Consider the following 15,712-nt stretch of genomic DNA (forward strand, 5'->3'; position numbering starts at 1 on the left):
ACGTTGAAGGATGTCAGGGTCCAACATTTTGAAGTCAAGGATTGCTGATCCTGACGAATTGTCCAGACGATAATCTAAGGAACCGAGTACATCTTATTTAGCCTTCGAGTTCTCCTTTTATTTTGTAAGGAACCTGAGACTTGTTATTAACCCAAATCACCTAACAAACACGCTGTAAACGGCTGATTATTCCAATATAGCGTGTTTCAGAATCCTTAGATTGCTGCGGACGCTTCAAATTGCTGAATAAGATGTCACAGGGTCGTTAGCGCTTCCGCTCCGTGTTCTGCTCCAGACACGTTCAGTTACGTTCCAGCTTTCGACAGGTACGAAGACACGCTCTAGTTCAGCTTATACAGATAGACATAAGAAAGAAGGGAACACTTTGGGTATTCCGCTAAAAAAATATACAGGAATAGTCCTGCAAGTTTTGTTAATGTACGGTTTTTATTGGATTGGCAACCTCATTCAAACTCTATTACATCTGCCGTTAACAGGAAGTATTGTGGGTATGCTGGTTTTGTTCATTGCCATTCAACTGGGATGGGTCAAAATGAGCTGGGGAGAAGAAGGGTCAACGTGGCTTCAATCCCATTTGCAATTATTGTTCATTCCACCTACTGTTGGCATCATTAATCATTTTGATTTTTTTAGAGCTAACACATTATTTTTAGTCCTTGGTTTGATCGTCAGCACATTAATCACATGTCTGATATCTGCCAAATTAAGTGAGTGGCTCATGACATGGAGATCGTCTCATTCAGGTAAAAAGGAGGCGATCACTTGTCAGCATTCATCCTCGGAATTGGAATGATCGCGCTAACTATCGCTGTATATATTCCAGCCACTCGTCTATATAAAAGGCTGAAATGGCCGATACTTATGCCTGTACTCACAACGACTGCCATCCTGATCCTGATCTTGGTGATTTCCGGTATAAAGCTGGAAACGTATATGCTAGGTGGCAAATGGATACAGGAACTCTTGGGCCCAGCAGTTGTATCTCTCGCATTTCCCTTGTCCAGACATCTGCATGTGCTGAAGCAAAATATCATTCCAATTGTGGGCGGAACGATCGGAGGCAGTATTACAGGGGTGTCCACAGGTGCTTTAATCGCCATTCTTCTGGGGTATCCTCAAGAGATGGTTATCGCTTTATTGCCAAAATCCGTGACCACTCCTGTTGCTATTCAACTTGCTAATCAGGTTGGAGGGAATGCCTCATTCACATCGCTGTTTGTCATGATTGCAGGATTCTCAGGGATATTACTGGGGCCGATGCTCTTGAAATGGGCCAAAGTCCGCAGTAAACATGCCTACGGAATTGGATTGGGTTCAGCATCTCATGCCCTCGGCATGGCAAGGTCATTTGAATATGGAGAGAATGCCGTAGCCCTCAGTTCAGTATCCATGATTGTAAGTGCCATTGCCGGATCAATGATGCTTCCATTATGGGTATGGATCATCTACGGTTGAACGCTTTACTTTGTTGTTCATGTTGGAGTAACTGCTGACCTATAGTATTATAGTAAGAAACAAGCTTGTATGATCTTGGTGTTATTATTACGTACCGATATAGCTGTAGCTATACACCTCTGGGCGGGGGATATCATATCCTGTAGCAAGAGGGTCAAAGCATTTTCAATTACAGCAGCAATAGATGCAATTATCGACATAGAAAGCAGGGAAGCATATGCAGGGCAGAGGTAAATTCATTACGCTGGAAGGGGGAGAGGGTTCCGGTAAAACAACGATGATTGGTAGAATAGGTTCTTATTTTGAAGAACGGGGTATACCTTACGTAGTTACGCGAGAGCCTGGCGGAATTGAGATTGCGGAGAAAATACGTTCAATTATCCTGGACCCTCTTCATACGGCAATGGATGCTCGAACCGAAGCGCTATTGTATGCAGCTGCACGCAGCCAGCATCTGGCGGAGAAGGTAGAGCCTGCGCTGAAAGCTGGAAAAGCAGTCATCTGTGACCGATTTGTCGATAGCAGTCTGGTCTATCAAGGATATGCCCGTGGACTCGGGATAGAGAATGTATGGGCTATTAATCGCTTTGCGATCGGTGATCTTATGCCGGATGTGACCTTATATCTGGATATTGAGCCTGAAGTAGGGCTTGCACGGATCGACGCTCATGATGGCCGCGAGGTGAACCGTCTGGATCTGGAGAATCTGGAGTTTCACCGTAAAGTGCGAGAGGGTTACTTCCTATTAAAAGAGCAGTTCCCGGAACGAATCAGAGTTATCGATGCTTCCATGAAGCAGGAGGATGTCTTGGCAGCGATGATTTTGTCGCTGGAGACAGGGATTTTGAAGGATTTTGACGAGTAATTGTCTAATATATAGACAGGGCATTTAATAAAGGTGCTTATTCTGAAGGAGGTTATGCAGGATGAAACTGATTGTTGCGATTATACAGGATAAAGACAGCAACCGATTATCCAGCGCATTGGTCAAAGCAAACTTTCGGGCAACGAAGTTGGCCAGTACGGGTGGATTTTTGAAGGCAGGCAACACGACGTTTATGATCGGTGTCGATGATGGTCAAGTCGAGTCCGTAATGAACGTCATTCGCAGCAGCTGTAAGGTTCGTGAACAGCTCGTGACTCCGGTCACACCGATGAGTGGAACAACCGACTCTTACCTGCCGCTACCTGTTGAAGTTCAAGTAGGTGGAGCTACTGTATTTGTTCTCCCGGTAGATCGCTTCGAACACTTCTAATTTAAACGTTTTGCATGGAACCCATGAGGGTCTTTCATGATCAATAGCATGTTGGAAACGATGGATGCAAGCAGCTTTAAAAGAAGTTCGTGTGTGCCACTTATGGAACCGCCTTTCTTGATCAGAAGAATGGGCACACTCTTTTTCGAATGAACATTTTCTAGCTGGGGAATGCTCATTCGGAAAGAGGTTGACTACAAACAACAAGTCCTTAATGGTGATGTATATCTACCATTTATATAGAGTGTGATCAGCATATATAGAAGCCTCATCCTCACGCACAGGCGCAACGCGCACTGTGCTGATGGGCGATTAGCTAACTTTGATAGAAAGCGGGCGTATCCATGAAAATCAATCCTGGATTCAGACCGATTCAGAGCGGGATCAGTTCTACTGATTCAGGCTCCAAACCGGTTCAATCCAAAAATTTCTCTGATATGATGAACCACCAGGGGGAACGGGCCTCACAAGCTGAACTGAATCGCCGGTTTAGTGAAATCCAGCTTCAAGGTGATCGCCTGGCACGTTCCATGACGATTCGTGAACTGAAGGCGTATAAGCAACTTGTTAAAAGGTTCCTGGAAGAGACCGTTCGTCGCGGTGTATCCATGAAAGAGACAAGGGGTTGGGATCGTCGGGGCAGAGGCAAGCGTTATAAGCTAATTGATGAAATTGACTCCGCTCTGTTATCCATGGCAGATGAATTGCTGGATACAGAAGAAGGAAAAATCTCTCTATTGCAACAAGTAGGCGAAATTCGGGGGATGCTTATTAATTTAAGCTTCTGAGGAGGAAGTATGTCCTTTCAACAGATTATGGGTCAACAAGCGGCCAAGCAAATGTTACAAAGCAGTTTGAGACGTCAGGCAATAAGCCACGCGTATTTATTTAGCGGTCCAGCGGGAAGCGGGCAACGGAAGACGGCAATTACCTTTGCCAAGGCAATATTCTGTACAGAGCTTGAAGATGACGCGTGCGGGCAATGTCTTGAATGTCGTAAGGTGGATCATGGTAACCACCCGGATCTAACCATGCTTGCACCAGATGGAAACAATATTAAAATAGATCAAATCCGGGATCTGCAGCGTATCTTTTCATACCGATCAGAGGCAGGTCATCCCAAAGTATATATTATAGAACAAGCCGAGAAAATGACGGTTCAGGCAGCAAACAGTTTGTTGAAATTCCTGGAGGAACCGCAGGTACCGGCAGTTGGCATCCTGATTACAGATAATGGACAGGCCATGTTGCCTACGATTCGTTCACGCTCCCAATTGGTGCCGTTCAGCGCACTCAATCCGGAAGAGATGCTGCAATCACTAATTGAGGAAGGGCACCCTGCCAATCTGGCTCGCTCTGCCGTCCATTTAGCGTCAGGATTGGAAGCATGTAGAGAAATTCTCCAGCAGAATTGGTTTGCAGAAATTAGAAACGTAATGTTACAATTAGGGAAGGAGTCCCTGGGTAGAGGAAGTACATCATTGATCTCTGCACAGCAGAAGCTTTTTAAAACCGGACTCTCTGAACACCTGGACATGTTACTCAGTTTGTTCCATCTATGGTTTAGGGACATGCTGTATGTTCAGTACGATAGGCATGAACATATCGTTTTTATAGATCAGTTAGACATGCTATCTCAGTTGGCACATACCCGCAGCACAGAGCAGTGGGTCTCCTATATGGATATGGCCGCAGCATGCAGAAAAAAATTGCGTTTTAACGTCAATGGCCAGCTTTGTCTGGAGCAATTTTTGATCGGTTTGGCATAAGACTGGGAGAGGGATAAGTTAGTTCCAATCATATGCAAACGGTTATAACTTCGGCCGGTTCCCTAAGAAGACGGGGCTTCAGACGAAGTGGGGTTGGCTTACAAGGGGGTTAATTTTTTGTACAGTGTAGTGGGTGTCCGTTTCAAAAAAGCGGGCAAAATTTATTACTTCGATCCCCTGGACCTTCCCATTGAGAAAGAAAACTGCGTTATCGTGGAGACAGCGCGGGGGGTAGAGTACGGTAAGGTTGTTGTTGGTAAGAAGGAAGTGGGCGAGTCCGATGTGGTGTTGCCGCTGAAGAAAGTCATCCGCGTTGCGGGCGAGACCGATGCCCGTGTGGTTGATGAAAATAAGCGTGCAGCGAAAGAAGCATTCGGTACTTGTTTAAATAAAATCAAAGACCATGGCCTCAAAATGAAGCTGGTCGATGTGGAATTTACGTTTGATCGCAATAAAATCATATTTTATTTTACAGCTGAAGGAAGAGTTGATTTCCGGGAGCTGGTCAAGGATCTGGCAAGCATATTCCGGACACGAATCGAGCTGAGACAGATTGGTGTACGTGATGAAGCGAAGATGCTTGGCGGAATCGGACCTTGCGGCCGTGTATTGTGTTGTTCTTCCTGGCTGGGAGACTTTGAGCCGGTATCAATCAAGATGGCTAAAGATCAGAGCCTGTCACTGAATCCGACGAAAATTTCAGGGTTGTGCGGAAGACTCATGTGCTGTCTGAAATTTGAGCATGATAACTATGAAAGTGTGAGAGAAGAACTGCCAGCTGTAGGCAAATTGGTCGTCACCTCATTGGGTGAAGGAAAAGTTGTCGGAATTAATGCCGGTAGCCGCACAGTCCATGTTCAACTGTTCGACATCAGTAAAGTCAAAGAACTTCCGCTGGATGACGTCGTTATCAAGTAAACCATAAAGGTTGCTTCGGGGTGGAAACTTGGAAAAGAAAAATCTGTTTACGCACATTCATGAAATGGAAACCCAACTGGGTCAGTTGCACGGTGATTTAGGAGAGTTAAAAATGATTGTGAAGGAGCTGCTTGAGGATAATCAGCGGCTTACCATCGAGAATGAGCAATTACGCAAATTGCTCAAACGTGAGGCTCCGGCAGATCTGCCAATCTCCTCAGCACTCGCTCCCGTAGCAAGACCAGCAGGTCCGGCTACAGGTGAAGATGTTGTGGGTGAAGGCTATGATAATCTGGCCCGGTTGTATCACGAAGGCTTCCATATCTGCAACGTCTATTATGGACATCTGCGGACGGAAGGCGATTGTCTGTTCTGCCTGTCTTTTTTGAATAAATGAAGTGACCGTAGGGATCCCCTACGGTTTTTTTTCAAGGTTACAAACCTAAAAGTAACAAACATGAGATATAGAATACCGGAGGATGAGCGTAACATATGAAAGCAAATGAAGTCGCGTTACAGGAGTCAGAGCGGATTGATGATCTGCTCTCTCATGATTTAAGAATCATTCAAAGTGATGAAGTGTTCAGTTTTTCGATGGATGCGGTATTATTAGCCCGATTTGCTTCCGTACCTAAACGCGGTCGTGTACTTGATTTGTGTACAGGTAACGGGGTGGTTCCCATTTTGCTTACAACGCGTACACAGGCTAGTCTGGAGGGAATCGAAATTCAGCCTCGTTTGGCGGATATGGCTCGTCGCAGCGTTCAATTAAATGCACTGGACGAATCAATTATGATTCGTGAAGGTGATTTGCGAGAATTGGTGAAAGAAACGGGACATGCTGTATACGATGCAATAACGGTAAACCCCCCTTATATGCCCCTGAATGGCAGTGACCTCAAAATGAACACACATCAGGCAATGGCACGTCATGAGATCGGGTGTACCTTGGAAGAAGTGATCCAGGCTTGCAGTCGACTTGTACGTAATGGCGGCAAAGTATCGATGGTTCATCGTCCACAGCGACTTGCAGAGATTATCTCGCTCATGCGTGAGTATAAGCTGGAGCCGAAACGAATTCGGATGGTACATCCCCGTGCTCATCTGGAAGCCAACATGGTATTAATTGAAGGCATGAAAGATGGTAAACCGGAAGTAAGGATGCTTCCTCCACTCATTGTCTACAATGAAGAGGGGAAATACTGCGAAGAGATTATGGATATTTACTATGGCCAGCAACATGCTGAGCGTACTACGAAAGGAGGACTATAGAGATGACTTTGCATATTCAGAAAAGCTATGCGGAGCAGCTTGAAGGATCAGGCAAGCTGTATCTGGTTGGAACACCCATTGGTAATCTGGAGGATATGACCTTCCGAGCCATCAAGACATTGCAGAGTTGTGACATCATTGCAGCAGAAGACACACGACAGACCCGGAAGCTGCTCACTCATTTTGAAATTACACCTTCGATGCTGTTTAGTTATCATGAGCATAACAAGGGGGCAAGTGGACCTGAACTGATACGCTATATAATAGAAGGAAAAAATTTGGCACTCGTCAGTGATGCTGGTCTGCCAGCCATTTCGGACCCGGGATCCGACCTTGTACAGCTTGCACTGGAAGCCGGAATAACGGTCATTCCCATCCCTGGACCCAATGCTGCATTATCTGCTCTGATCGTGTCCGGATTACCGACGGAGCGTTTTACATTCGGCGGTTTTTTGCCGCGGGAGAAAAAGGACATGCGAAAAGTGCTGGAGGCTTTTGACGAATCCAACGGGACTTTGTTATTTTATGAATCACCTCACCGTATTCGGAAAACATTAGTCCACCTCGAAGAAATTCTGGGTGATCGCTCCATTGTCCTTGCTCGTGAACTAACCAAGCGTCATGAGGAATTCGCAAGGGGTACTGTGAAGGAATGCATAGACTGGCTTGAAGAGCATCCACCTCTTGGCGAGTACTGTTTGCTGGTGGAAGGTATTAAGGAAGAGGAGCGGAAGGCTGAGCGCGAAGCATGGTGGCAGCTGATGTCACTTGCGGATCATGTCAGCCATTATGAGGGTGAAGGATATAATCGCAAAGATGCGATGAAAAAAACGGCAACCGATCGTGGTCTGACGAAGCGGGATGTATATAATGCGTTAATCGAGTAGCCAATCTAACCCAATATCTTCTGTTATGGGGAACATAACCTGAAAAGAACCTTATATTCAACATTCATGTAGTTTTTGGGTAATGGAACCCATAACAGGGCAAAAAAATACCTTCCGCGGTGGGGTTCACACCGGGAAGGCCATTAAGGAATATTAAAAAGGTTAGAAATAACAATTTAGATAAGTCCAGTATACCTGGTTTTTCTTATTTTGTCACAGGTGCAGGGATTTCGGAAATACATTCGTTACAAACAATTTTACCTTTGAAGTAAGTAACGTTCTCTGCATTACCACAGAAGATACAAGCAGGCTCATATTTTTTCAACATGATGCGCTCGCCGTCAACATAGATTTCCAGAGCATCTTTTTCACCAATACCGAGCGTACGGCGCAATTCGATTGGAATAACTACCCGTCCCAGTTCGTCCACTTTTCTTACAATACCTGTTGATTTCATCATTATAATCAGTGCTCCTCTCAGCTAACTATCATTGTCATTATTCGACATTATTTTATGTTTTATGATACTCATCATACCAACGATTCCCAAAACAGTCAACCTTAAAATTAGCTTAAAATTAAGGCTGTTTTTCACAAGGTTACTGGTGGTAAGGGATTGGCAGCCATTTTTCGCATTTAAACAACAATGCCAAGTTTGTCGATTTGGAAAACGACAAAACTACGTTATTCGACAAAGTTCGTCATAACGTGTCGAATCTTAGGTGAATCGTGGAGCTCAAAGCGTTAATATAAAAGAAATTAAAGGAGTGAATCGACATGGAACAACGACTAACGGAAGAGAAAGTATTCAAAGATCCGGTACATAATTATATCCACGTGCAAGATCCGGTTATATGGCAGTTAATTAACACCCCGGAATTTCAGCGTTTACGCCGGATTCGCCAACTCGGTACTTCTTACCTTACTTTTCACGGAGCAGAGCATAGCCGGTTCTCACATTCACTAGGTGTTTATGAAATTACACGCAAGATCATCTCTCAATTTGAAAGAAGTCATTATTCAGATTGGCCGAAGGAAGAAAAGATTGTAGCTCTGTGTGCAGCTCTGCTTCATGATCTCGGGCATGGTCCATTCTCTCACTCCATCGAGGAAGCTTTTGACATGAATCACGAAGATTGGACTTGTCGCATTATTACAGGTGATACCGAAGTAGGGGCGATCTTAAGACGGTATGCTCCTGATTTTCCTGAGAAAGTGGCATCTGTCATTCAAAAAACGTACGAAAAGCCGATTGTCGTGAACTTGGTGACCAGCCCGCTTGATGCAGACCGAATGGACTATTTGCTCAGGGATGCTTATTTTACAGGTGTAAATTACGGCACGATTGACCTTGATCGCATCCTTCGGATGCTGCGTCCTTATCATGGACGGATTGTAGTCAAGGAGTCAGGTATGCATGCTGTGGAGGATTACCTCATGTCTAGGTATCAGATGTATTGGCAGATTTACTTCCATCCGGTAACTCGTAGTTCTGAAATTCTATTGCGGCAAATATTCAAGCGAGCAAAAACACTCATACAGCATGATTTTCAATTTCGCTTCATGATTGATCCACTCCCTCAATTATTTGCAGGAGAATTATCCGTGGATGAATATTTGCAGTTGGATGAAGCATTAATTCAGACGGCATTTACACAGTGGCGAAAGGAGGACGATACTGTTCTGAGTGAGTTATGCGAACGTTTTATGGATCGCAAGTTATATAAGTATGTAGAGCTTGAACAGGTCGACTTGACAATAATAGAAGAGATTCGGGAAGCTTTTGTACAGGCAGGTCTTGATCCCGAATATGATCTTGAAATTGATTTTCCTTCCGATAATCCGTATGATGTTTTTCGTCCGGATGAATCCACGGATAAGCAGATTCTTCTTCTGGATCGACAGGACAATTTACGTGAGTTGTCAGAAGTATCTGACATTGTCCGTTCCATCAGCGGGCTTCACCGGGGGAAACATCATTTGTATTACCCGCAAAACAAGGTGGATGCGATTATTCATGAATTACCGTCACATATACGCCCCTATTTCTTGTAATCGTGTGGGTATAATCCAATGAAGAATTTAGATATCAAAAGACTTTCAAAAAGAGCTATTTTTCATGATACAGTAATCTGCTTTAATGGGGAGTATATGTAGATCGACATAATTTTGTAAATGAAAGTAGGCAAAGTTAGCACAATCAGCAATATGTAGATCAGAATATCCTTATATCTTCTATATATTGTAGTTGTGAAGAAACAAACGTAATGATGTAATATACAGATTGTCCAAAATGTTTTTTTGTATGAGTCATTAAAAAATTTGAATTTCACCAATTAAATTTTCAAAAGAAGATAGTCGTTATTTCGACATGAAGGGAGATACAGACATGATGCTGTTCGACACACATACACATCTGGATGCACCACAATTCGACGAGGACCGCGAGGACATGATTCAGCGTGCTGTGGATGCAGGAGTTGGTCGCATGATCAACATTGGCTTTAACCGGGAGACAATTCCAACCACAATGAAACTCGCTGAAACGTATGACTTTATCTATGCAGCTGTAGGTTGGCATCCCGTAGATGCGATCACAATGCAGGAGGGGGATTTGGAGTGGATTGCATCTTTATGCAAGCATGAAAAAGTGGTGGCAATCGGTGAGATTGGATTGGATTATCACTGGGATACTTCACCGAAGGAAATACAGCATCGCGTATTACGACAACAAATTGCCTTGGCGCGTGAAGTGAACATGCCGATTGTCATCCATAATCGGGATGCACATGAGGATATCATAAGAATTTTGCGTGAAGAGAAGGCGAGTGAGGTTGGTGGTGTGATGCACTCGTTCTCAGGCAGCTGGGAAACAGCGAAAAGTTGTCTCGATATGGGTTTCCATCTCTCCTTCGGAGGACCGATTACCTTCAAAAACGCAAAGCAACCCAAAGAGGTGCTGGCGAAGGTTCCGATGGACCGATTTTTCATTGAAACCGATGCTCCATATTTGACACCTCACCCTTATCGCGGGAAACGAAATGAGACAGCGCATGTACGTCTGGTTGCAGAGGCAGCTGCGGAAATTAAAGGCATTTCGGTGGAGGAAATTGCTGCAATAACCACCAAAAATGCCATGGAACGATTTGGAATTCGTTAAAAAAACGAGCAAATGAGGTGAAAAAGGCAGGTAAGCGGAGTTAATTTGCCCTTTGATCCAAATAAATCAAGAATATTACAATATTTTAACCAAATATTCAGAAAAACGTACTTGATCAACGCTTTACAACATGCATCAAAACAGGATATCATCTTTTCAGTGAATTGTTGTGCGGAAAATTGGACAGATGTTCGGGGGATGAACAAAGGGACACTTTCCGATGAAACAACATTACTTTCATGAATCAGTCTCGCTGAGTCTCCGTTAACGGAGAGCGGGGGAACCAATAGGGCTTAAACATCGGTGAATTTGGCCGATGCGCAACGTTCGCTGACCCAAAAGCAGCGAAGGGAACTGCGAAGCCGTATTTGATTTCTTCTTTGGGTCTCGGGGTGAATTCAAGGGCGTCCGCCATGAGCGGGTGACCCAAGATAGGGCGGCTCTCTTTCGCCCGAACCCGACAGCTAACCTCGCAAGCGGAAAAAGAGAGGCAACCTCGTGCATGAATTTCCGATATTCAAAATCATTCGGAAGCCACGAAAGAGTTCCTCTTACACTCTTTCTTTGGCTTTTTTGTTTTTGAATAAAAGAAATGTTGTCATCATACGGTAGGTATTCAGGAGGATGACATCATGTTGCGAAGATTGATTCATGGTGCAGAACCGATCAGTTGGTTCGATCTGTGTTCTGTAGAAAATTTGGTATAGTCACGTCAAAGACATCATGCGTTACTTTAGACGGCGAGGCTATGAAGGAGGACGGAGAAGTGGGCACATTCCAACCAGAAGAGACCCATGAGTCACGATCATCCAGTAAGTCTTTCGCGTTGCGGTGGAAGCATGAGAACATGCGTCAAATGGCATTGATCGCGATTTTCTCAATTGCGCTTACAATCATGATCTTGTTAGTCGTTTACGGTCAGGCCGGGAAACAAATTTCACTGGTTATTGATGGCAAAGCTCAGGTGGTAGAGACTCGTACAGGAATGCTTCAGGAAATGTTGGAGGAGCAGTCGATCACAGTCAGCCCTCACGATAAGGTATCCATGTCCATGAACGGGGCGATTACAGATGGAGACCGAATCGTTATTGAGCGGGCCGTTCCAGTTAACATTACGGCAGACGGAGACACCAAGACTCTGTATACAACGGATTCATCGGTAGAAGATGCAATTCAAAAATCAGGTATTCAAGTTGAAAGTAATGATAAGGTGTATCCGGCGCTTGGAACTGCGATCAAAGCAGATATGAAGATCCGTGTAGTGCGCGTAACAAAGCGTACAGTGGATGTAGAACAACCAATCGCTTACAAAGTAATTAAAACGGCTGACCCTAGCTTGTACAAAGGGGATAACCGTGTCGTTGTGAACGGCAAAGAAGGCACAATTGTACAGCACATCGAAAAGGTATTTCAGGATGGAGAATTGGTCTCCAAAAAAATGGTCGGCAAATCTGTCGCGAATAATCGTGTAGATAAAGTTATTGCTGTCGGCACCAAAGCAAAACCGGTCGTGAAAAAACCAGAGATTCAGACCGTATCAGCTCAGACTTCAACAACGAAAAAAGCTACAACAACGAACTCGAAGAAAACATCTGCCTCGGGCAGCAAAGTGATTACCGTATCCGGGACTTCTTTTAAATACTCCAAAGTACTTAAGAATGTATCCATGACTGCCTACTCTTCCGAAGAGCCTGGCATTGGAACCAAAACAGCTTCTGGTACTCGTGTAACGGAAGGACGCACCATTGCGGTTGATCCCAAAGTCATACCAATTGGCTGGTGGGTATATATCGAAGGTCTGGGATTCCGTCGTGCGGAAGATACAGGCGGTGCCATTAAAGGCAACAAAATTGACGTATATTATGACAGTGTGAAGCATGCCCTGAATTTTGGACGCAAGAAAGGCAAGACGGTCTACGTGATCGGTCCGGTGAAGCCGGAAGCGAACTAAAATCGTTTTACTTTGAAATGGGAATGCTATAAAATAGTTGCATGAATGATTCATGCGGAATATGCGGCGGAGGGGTCTGAATTCAGTCTCCCCCGCCGTTTGGCAGAGAAGAGGATATTCCTCTTCTTTTTGCGTTAGAAAGGAAGAAATGGAACATGATAAAAGAAGTCATTGTGGTGGAAGGCCGTGATGATACGGTAGCCATCCGTCGGGCCGTGGAAGCCGATACCATAGAAACAGGTGGATCAGCCATCAACCAACGCATTCTGAACCGGATTGCGCTTGCTCAGGAGAGACGGGGAGTCATTGTACTGACAGATCCGGATCATGCCGGCGAACGCATTCGTAAAATCATTGCGAATAAGGTGCCTGGTTGCAAACATGCTTTCATTCCGGAAGCCGATGCCACACGCAAAGGGGATATTGGGGTGGAGAATGCCTCACCGGAGGCAATCCGTCATGCTCTGGCACGTGTACATACTTCATACGAAGGCGCTCCTAGCCTGATCGATTGGGAGGACCTGATCGCGGCAGGACTTATTGTGCATCCGCAGGCTGCTGCACGTCGCATGGAGATGGGCAATCTGCTGGGTATCGGATATTGTAACGGTAAGCAGTTCCACAAACGTCTCGGTGTATTTCAGATTACACGGGAAGAGTTCTCTACAGCATTAGCGCAAATTGAACGTGAAGGATTGTGAGCATATGAAGGATATGGAAGAGACGATAGAAATTGCAACGCCCAAGCGAACCAAAGAAATTATTCAAAGACACGGATTCTCATTTAAGAAAAGTCTAGGTCAGAACTTTTTGATCGATCAAAATATACTGAACAAAATTGTTAATGCAGCCGATTTGGACGAGTCCAAGGGCGCTTTAGAGATCGGACCGGGTATTGGAGCCCTTACGGAACGATTGGCCCGGGTAGCGGGTCCTGTCACAGCCGTAGAGATTGATCAGCGCTTGATTCCCATTCTGGGAGAAGTGATGCAGCCTTATCCGAATGTACGTGTGCATCATGGTGATGTGCTGAAGCTTGATCTGGCTGAACTGTTCCAAAGCGATTTTGCATCGGTGGACAAAGTCAGTGTTGTGGCTAACCTGCCTTATTATGTAACGACTCCAATTATGATGAAACTGTTGGAAGAGAAGCTGCCAGTGGACAGCATTGTTGTCATGATCCAAAAAGAAGTGGCTGAACGCATGGCTGCTGCACCGGGATCGAAAGACTACGGCAGTCTGAGCATCGCAGTTCAGTACTACAGTATTCCTGAGCTTGTGTGTATTGTGCCACCGACGGTCTTCATTCCCCAACCTAATGTGGAATCAGCTGTCATTAAGCTGAAGGTGCGTGAGCAACCACCAGTTGAGATTCCCGATGAAGCACACTACTTCGAAGTGGTACAGGCTTCTTTTGCCCAGCGGAGAAAAACAATCTCGAACAACCTGAAGGCTCGTTTCTTCACAAAGGAGAACCGAGAACAGGCAGACATTCTGCTGGAGCAGGCAGGTATCCAACCATCCCGACGCGGAGAGACGTTAAGTCTGCAGGAGTATGCTACACTCAGCACCGTAATGTGGGAAGCAGGGGTACGCGCAGCATTATAAAATTCGAATGAACCAAACCGGGTCTCTGCCCATACGATGGGGTAGAGGTGATTACGTTGATGAATATCGGAGACTTGGTCGTTCGGAAGTCATACGGCGGCGATGTGACTTTTCGGGTGGAAGGCCTTCAGTTGGATGCTGCGGTCATTAAAGGGACTGAGTTCCGGCTGCTTGCCGATTCCCCAGTGGACGATTTGATACAGGTTCCTTACGAACCGCAAAGCGCCAAGACCAGACAGGCGCATATTAAAGCACATCAGACCCTTTCCCGCCTGCAACAGATTCGTATGGAACAGGCTGAGCGGAATCGTGAAGGTCTGGTACAGGACTGGTCTGCTCAGCAGGAGCCGGCTTATTTTGAAATGCCGGGAAAGGTGCTTCATCTGGATGGTGATCCGAACTATTTGAAAAAAAGTATGGATCTCTATGAGCAACTTCGTGTTCCCGCAGAGGGACAATACGTTCATGAATCGGCAATGGCAGATACCTTATACCGTTTATTACCCAAAGTACGTCCAGATATCGTGGTCATTACGGGTCATGATGGGGTGTTAAAGACACGTCAGCCCTATGACTTATATAGTCTTGGTAGTTATAAGAACTCGCAAAATTTTGTGGCGGCCATTCAGGTGGCCAGACAATATGAACGCCATCTGGATGCACTCACTATTGTGGCAGGAGCCTGTCAGTCCCATTTTGAGGCACTGCTGCGCGCTGGAGCGAACTTTGCCAGTTCTCCAGGCAGAATCCTCATTCATGCACTTGACCCGGTCTACGTGGCAGCCAAGGCTTCCTTCACATCGGTACGGGAAACGGTCAACATGAATGATGTTCTGCACAATACGATCAGTGGTAGCCAAGGTGTGGGTGGTGTCGAGACACGGGGGAGCTACCGGGTAGGTCTGCCGGGGCTGAATGATTTATCTACGCTAAAAGTGAACCCGTCGGCAGTCTGATGCAGGCCATTTAAAGTCCCAATTTGGGGCTTTTTTTGTTTGCAAAAAAATTCATTGACAACAACTTTTTGATGCTGATATAATAATTAGTTTTGATTTGACAATGACTGTAAAATCCGGTATAATGGACAAGAAAAGAGGTGGTCGTCGACAATGGCTAAAAACACGCTGTTGGATATCAAACGCAATCTCGATGCACATATTGGTCAGAAAATTATGCTGCGGGCTAATGGTGGCCGCCGTAAGACCATTGAGCGTACGGGTGTATTGGAAGAAACGTACCCTTCTGTTTTTATTGTTAAGCTTGATGAGGAGCAAGAAACCTTCAAGCGAGTATCTTATAGTTATGCGGATATACTTACGGAATCGGTGGAAGTCATGGTTTTTGACCCGGGCAGCCAGACGCATAGCTCCTATATGGAGACGTAAGTATCGTTGTACAGGCGATTCACCTCACGG

18 protein-coding genes and 1 riboswitch are annotated in these 15,712 nt (G+C 45.3%); of the genes, 17 read left to right on the forward strand and 1 reads right to left on the reverse strand.

All coding sequences use genetic code 11. The features are described from left to right. The first annotated feature begins 436 nt into the window (after positions 1 to 436). The 10 genes from MKX40_RS00085 to rsmI all read left to right on the forward strand — a co-directional run bounded on the left by MKX40_RS00085 (position 437) and on the right by rsmI (position 7,578). Positions 437 to 814 (forward strand): CidA/LrgA family protein, encoded by a 378-nt coding sequence (locus MKX40_RS00085; protein WP_339242856.1) that lies wholly within the window; start codon positions 437 to 439, stop codon positions 812 to 814. Beyond that, positions 784 to 1,476: an LrgB family protein gene (locus MKX40_RS00090; RefSeq protein ID WP_339238916.1), complete on the forward strand. Its 693-nt coding sequence runs from the start codon at positions 784 to 786 to the stop codon at positions 1,474 to 1,476. The genes MKX40_RS00085 and MKX40_RS00090 overlap by 31 nt, the downstream gene beginning before the upstream one ends. Positions 1,477 to 1,693: 217 nt before the next feature. After that, positions 1,694 to 2,341, forward strand: a complete 648-nt coding sequence (gene tmk / locus MKX40_RS00095; protein WP_339238917.1) for a dTMP kinase — start codon at positions 1,694 to 1,696, stop codon at positions 2,339 to 2,341. 61 nt (positions 2,342 to 2,402) lie between these two features. Next, positions 2,403 to 2,732 carry a cyclic-di-AMP receptor gene (locus MKX40_RS00100; RefSeq protein ID WP_017691391.1) on the forward strand — a complete coding sequence of 110 codons (330 nt, stop codon included), beginning with the start codon at positions 2,403 to 2,405 and terminating at the stop codon, positions 2,730 to 2,732. Positions 2,733 to 3,076: 344 nt separating this feature from the next. Beyond that, a complete protein-coding gene (locus MKX40_RS00105; protein WP_017691389.1) occupies positions 3,077 to 3,520 on the forward strand; it encodes a YaaR family protein in 444 nt (147 codons plus the stop codon). Positions 3,521 to 3,529: 9 nt separating this feature from the next. Continuing rightward, positions 3,530 to 4,501 (forward strand): DNA polymerase III subunit delta', encoded by a 972-nt coding sequence (holB, locus tag MKX40_RS00110; RefSeq protein ID WP_253428866.1) that lies wholly within the window; start codon positions 3,530 to 3,532, stop codon positions 4,499 to 4,501. Positions 4,502 to 4,618: 117 nt separating this feature from the next. Then, complete coding sequence (locus MKX40_RS00115; RefSeq protein ID WP_053778939.1) at positions 4,619 to 5,419, forward strand: stage 0 sporulation family protein; 801 nt, start codon at positions 4,619 to 4,621, stop codon at positions 5,417 to 5,419. 28 nt (positions 5,420 to 5,447) lie between these two features. Continuing rightward, complete coding sequence (yabA, locus tag MKX40_RS00120) at positions 5,448 to 5,816, forward strand: DNA replication initiation control protein YabA (RefSeq protein WP_017691386.1); 369 nt, start codon at positions 5,448 to 5,450, stop codon at positions 5,814 to 5,816. Positions 5,817 to 5,911: 95 nt separating this feature from the next. Next, positions 5,912 to 6,691 (forward strand): tRNA1(Val) (adenine(37)-N6)-methyltransferase, encoded by a 780-nt coding sequence (locus MKX40_RS00125; RefSeq protein ID WP_339238918.1) that lies wholly within the window; start codon positions 5,912 to 5,914, stop codon positions 6,689 to 6,691. 2 nt (positions 6,692 to 6,693) lie between these two features. Beyond that, the gene (gene rsmI, locus MKX40_RS00130; protein ID WP_253428872.1) at positions 6,694 to 7,578 is read left to right on the forward strand and encodes a 16S rRNA (cytidine(1402)-2'-O)-methyltransferase; all 885 of its coding nucleotides are present in this window, start codon (positions 6,694 to 6,696) and stop codon (positions 7,576 to 7,578) included. Between the two features lie 205 nt (positions 7,579 to 7,783). Here the strand turns inward: rsmI and MKX40_RS00135 are convergent, their stop codons facing one another. Then, on the reverse strand, positions 7,784 to 8,038 hold the full coding sequence (locus MKX40_RS00135; RefSeq protein WP_024633700.1) for an AbrB/MazE/SpoVT family DNA-binding domain-containing protein: 255 nt from the start codon (positions 8,036 to 8,038) through the stop codon (positions 7,784 to 7,786). Between the two features lie 317 nt (positions 8,039 to 8,355). On the opposite strand from MKX40_RS00135, the gene MKX40_RS00140 reads away from it, so the two are divergent. The 7 genes from MKX40_RS00140 to MKX40_RS00170 all read left to right on the forward strand — a co-directional run bounded on the left by MKX40_RS00140 (position 8,356) and on the right by MKX40_RS00170 (position 15,682). After that, on the forward strand, positions 8,356 to 9,633 hold the full coding sequence (locus MKX40_RS00140; protein ID WP_339238919.1) for an HD domain-containing protein: 1,278 nt from the start codon (positions 8,356 to 8,358) through the stop codon (positions 9,631 to 9,633). 334 nt (positions 9,634 to 9,967) lie between these two features. Then, entirely contained in the window at positions 9,968 to 10,738 is a 771-nt protein-coding gene (locus tag MKX40_RS00145; RefSeq protein ID WP_339238920.1) for a TatD family hydrolase, read from the forward strand. 241 nt (positions 10,739 to 10,979) lie between these two features. Beyond that, a riboswitch (cyclic di-AMP (ydaO/yuaA leader) is annotated at positions 10,980 to 11,233 on the forward strand. A gap of 271 nt (positions 11,234 to 11,504) precedes the next feature. Continuing rightward, complete coding sequence (locus MKX40_RS00150; protein ID WP_339238921.1) at positions 11,505 to 12,689, forward strand: ubiquitin-like domain-containing protein; 1,185 nt, start codon at positions 11,505 to 11,507, stop codon at positions 12,687 to 12,689. 155 nt (positions 12,690 to 12,844) lie between these two features. Continuing rightward, positions 12,845 to 13,390, forward strand: a complete 546-nt coding sequence (gene rnmV / locus MKX40_RS00155; protein ID WP_339238922.1) for a ribonuclease M5 — start codon at positions 12,845 to 12,847, stop codon at positions 13,388 to 13,390. 4 nt (positions 13,391 to 13,394) lie between these two features. Then, positions 13,395 to 14,297: a 16S rRNA (adenine(1518)-N(6)/adenine(1519)-N(6))-dimethyltransferase RsmA gene (gene rsmA / locus MKX40_RS00160; protein ID WP_339238924.1), complete on the forward strand. Its 903-nt coding sequence runs from the start codon at positions 13,395 to 13,397 to the stop codon at positions 14,295 to 14,297. Positions 14,298 to 14,356: 59 nt separating this feature from the next. Continuing rightward, on the forward strand, positions 14,357 to 15,253 hold the full coding sequence (yabG, locus tag MKX40_RS00165) for a sporulation peptidase YabG (RefSeq protein ID WP_339238925.1): 897 nt from the start codon (positions 14,357 to 14,359) through the stop codon (positions 15,251 to 15,253). A 153-nt stretch (positions 15,254 to 15,406) separates the two neighbouring features. After that, positions 15,407 to 15,682: a Veg family protein gene (locus MKX40_RS00170; protein WP_053778931.1), complete on the forward strand. Its 276-nt coding sequence runs from the start codon at positions 15,407 to 15,409 to the stop codon at positions 15,680 to 15,682. The last annotated feature ends 30 nt before the right edge of the window (positions 15,683 to 15,712 follow it).

Source organism: Paenibacillus sp. FSL R5-0517, from assembly GCF_037974355.1.
Taxonomy (GTDB): Bacteria; Bacillota; Bacilli; order Paenibacillales; family Paenibacillaceae; genus Paenibacillus.

What these genes read in the sequence shown, in the direction of transcription:
- MKX40_RS00085 (WP_339242856.1), top strand. Translation starts at nt 437, where the DNA reads ATGTACGGTTTTTATTGGATTGGCAACCTCATTCAAACTCTATTACAT.
- tmk (WP_339238917.1), top strand. Translation starts at nt 1,694, where the DNA reads ATGCAGGGCAGAGGTAAATTCATTACGCTGGAAGGGGGAGAGGGTTCC.
- MKX40_RS00100 (WP_017691391.1), top strand. Translation starts at nt 2,403, where the DNA reads ATGAAACTGATTGTTGCGATTATACAGGATAAAGACAGCAACCGATTA.
- MKX40_RS00105 (WP_017691389.1), top strand. Translation starts at nt 3,077, where the DNA reads ATGAAAATCAATCCTGGATTCAGACCGATTCAGAGCGGGATCAGTTCT.
- holB (WP_253428866.1), top strand. Translation starts at nt 3,530, where the DNA reads ATGTCCTTTCAACAGATTATGGGTCAACAAGCGGCCAAGCAAATGTTA.
- MKX40_RS00125 (WP_339238918.1), top strand. Translation starts at nt 5,912, where the DNA reads ATGAAAGCAAATGAAGTCGCGTTACAGGAGTCAGAGCGGATTGATGAT.
- rsmI (WP_253428872.1), top strand. Translation starts at nt 6,694, where the DNA reads ATGACTTTGCATATTCAGAAAAGCTATGCGGAGCAGCTTGAAGGATCA.
- MKX40_RS00135 (WP_024633700.1), bottom strand. Translation starts at nt 8,038, where the DNA reads ATGATGAAATCAACAGGTATTGTAAGAAAAGTGGACGAACTGGGACGG.
- MKX40_RS00140 (WP_339238919.1), top strand. Translation starts at nt 8,356, where the DNA reads ATGGAACAACGACTAACGGAAGAGAAAGTATTCAAAGATCCGGTACAT.
- MKX40_RS00145 (WP_339238920.1), top strand. Translation starts at nt 9,968, where the DNA reads ATGATGCTGTTCGACACACATACACATCTGGATGCACCACAATTCGAC.
- rnmV (WP_339238922.1), top strand. Translation starts at nt 12,845, where the DNA reads ATGATAAAAGAAGTCATTGTGGTGGAAGGCCGTGATGATACGGTAGCC.
- rsmA (WP_339238924.1), top strand. Translation starts at nt 13,395, where the DNA reads ATGAAGGATATGGAAGAGACGATAGAAATTGCAACGCCCAAGCGAACC.
- yabG (WP_339238925.1), top strand. Translation starts at nt 14,357, where the DNA reads ATGAATATCGGAGACTTGGTCGTTCGGAAGTCATACGGCGGCGATGTG.
- MKX40_RS00170 (WP_053778931.1), top strand. Translation starts at nt 15,407, where the DNA reads ATGGCTAAAAACACGCTGTTGGATATCAAACGCAATCTCGATGCACAT.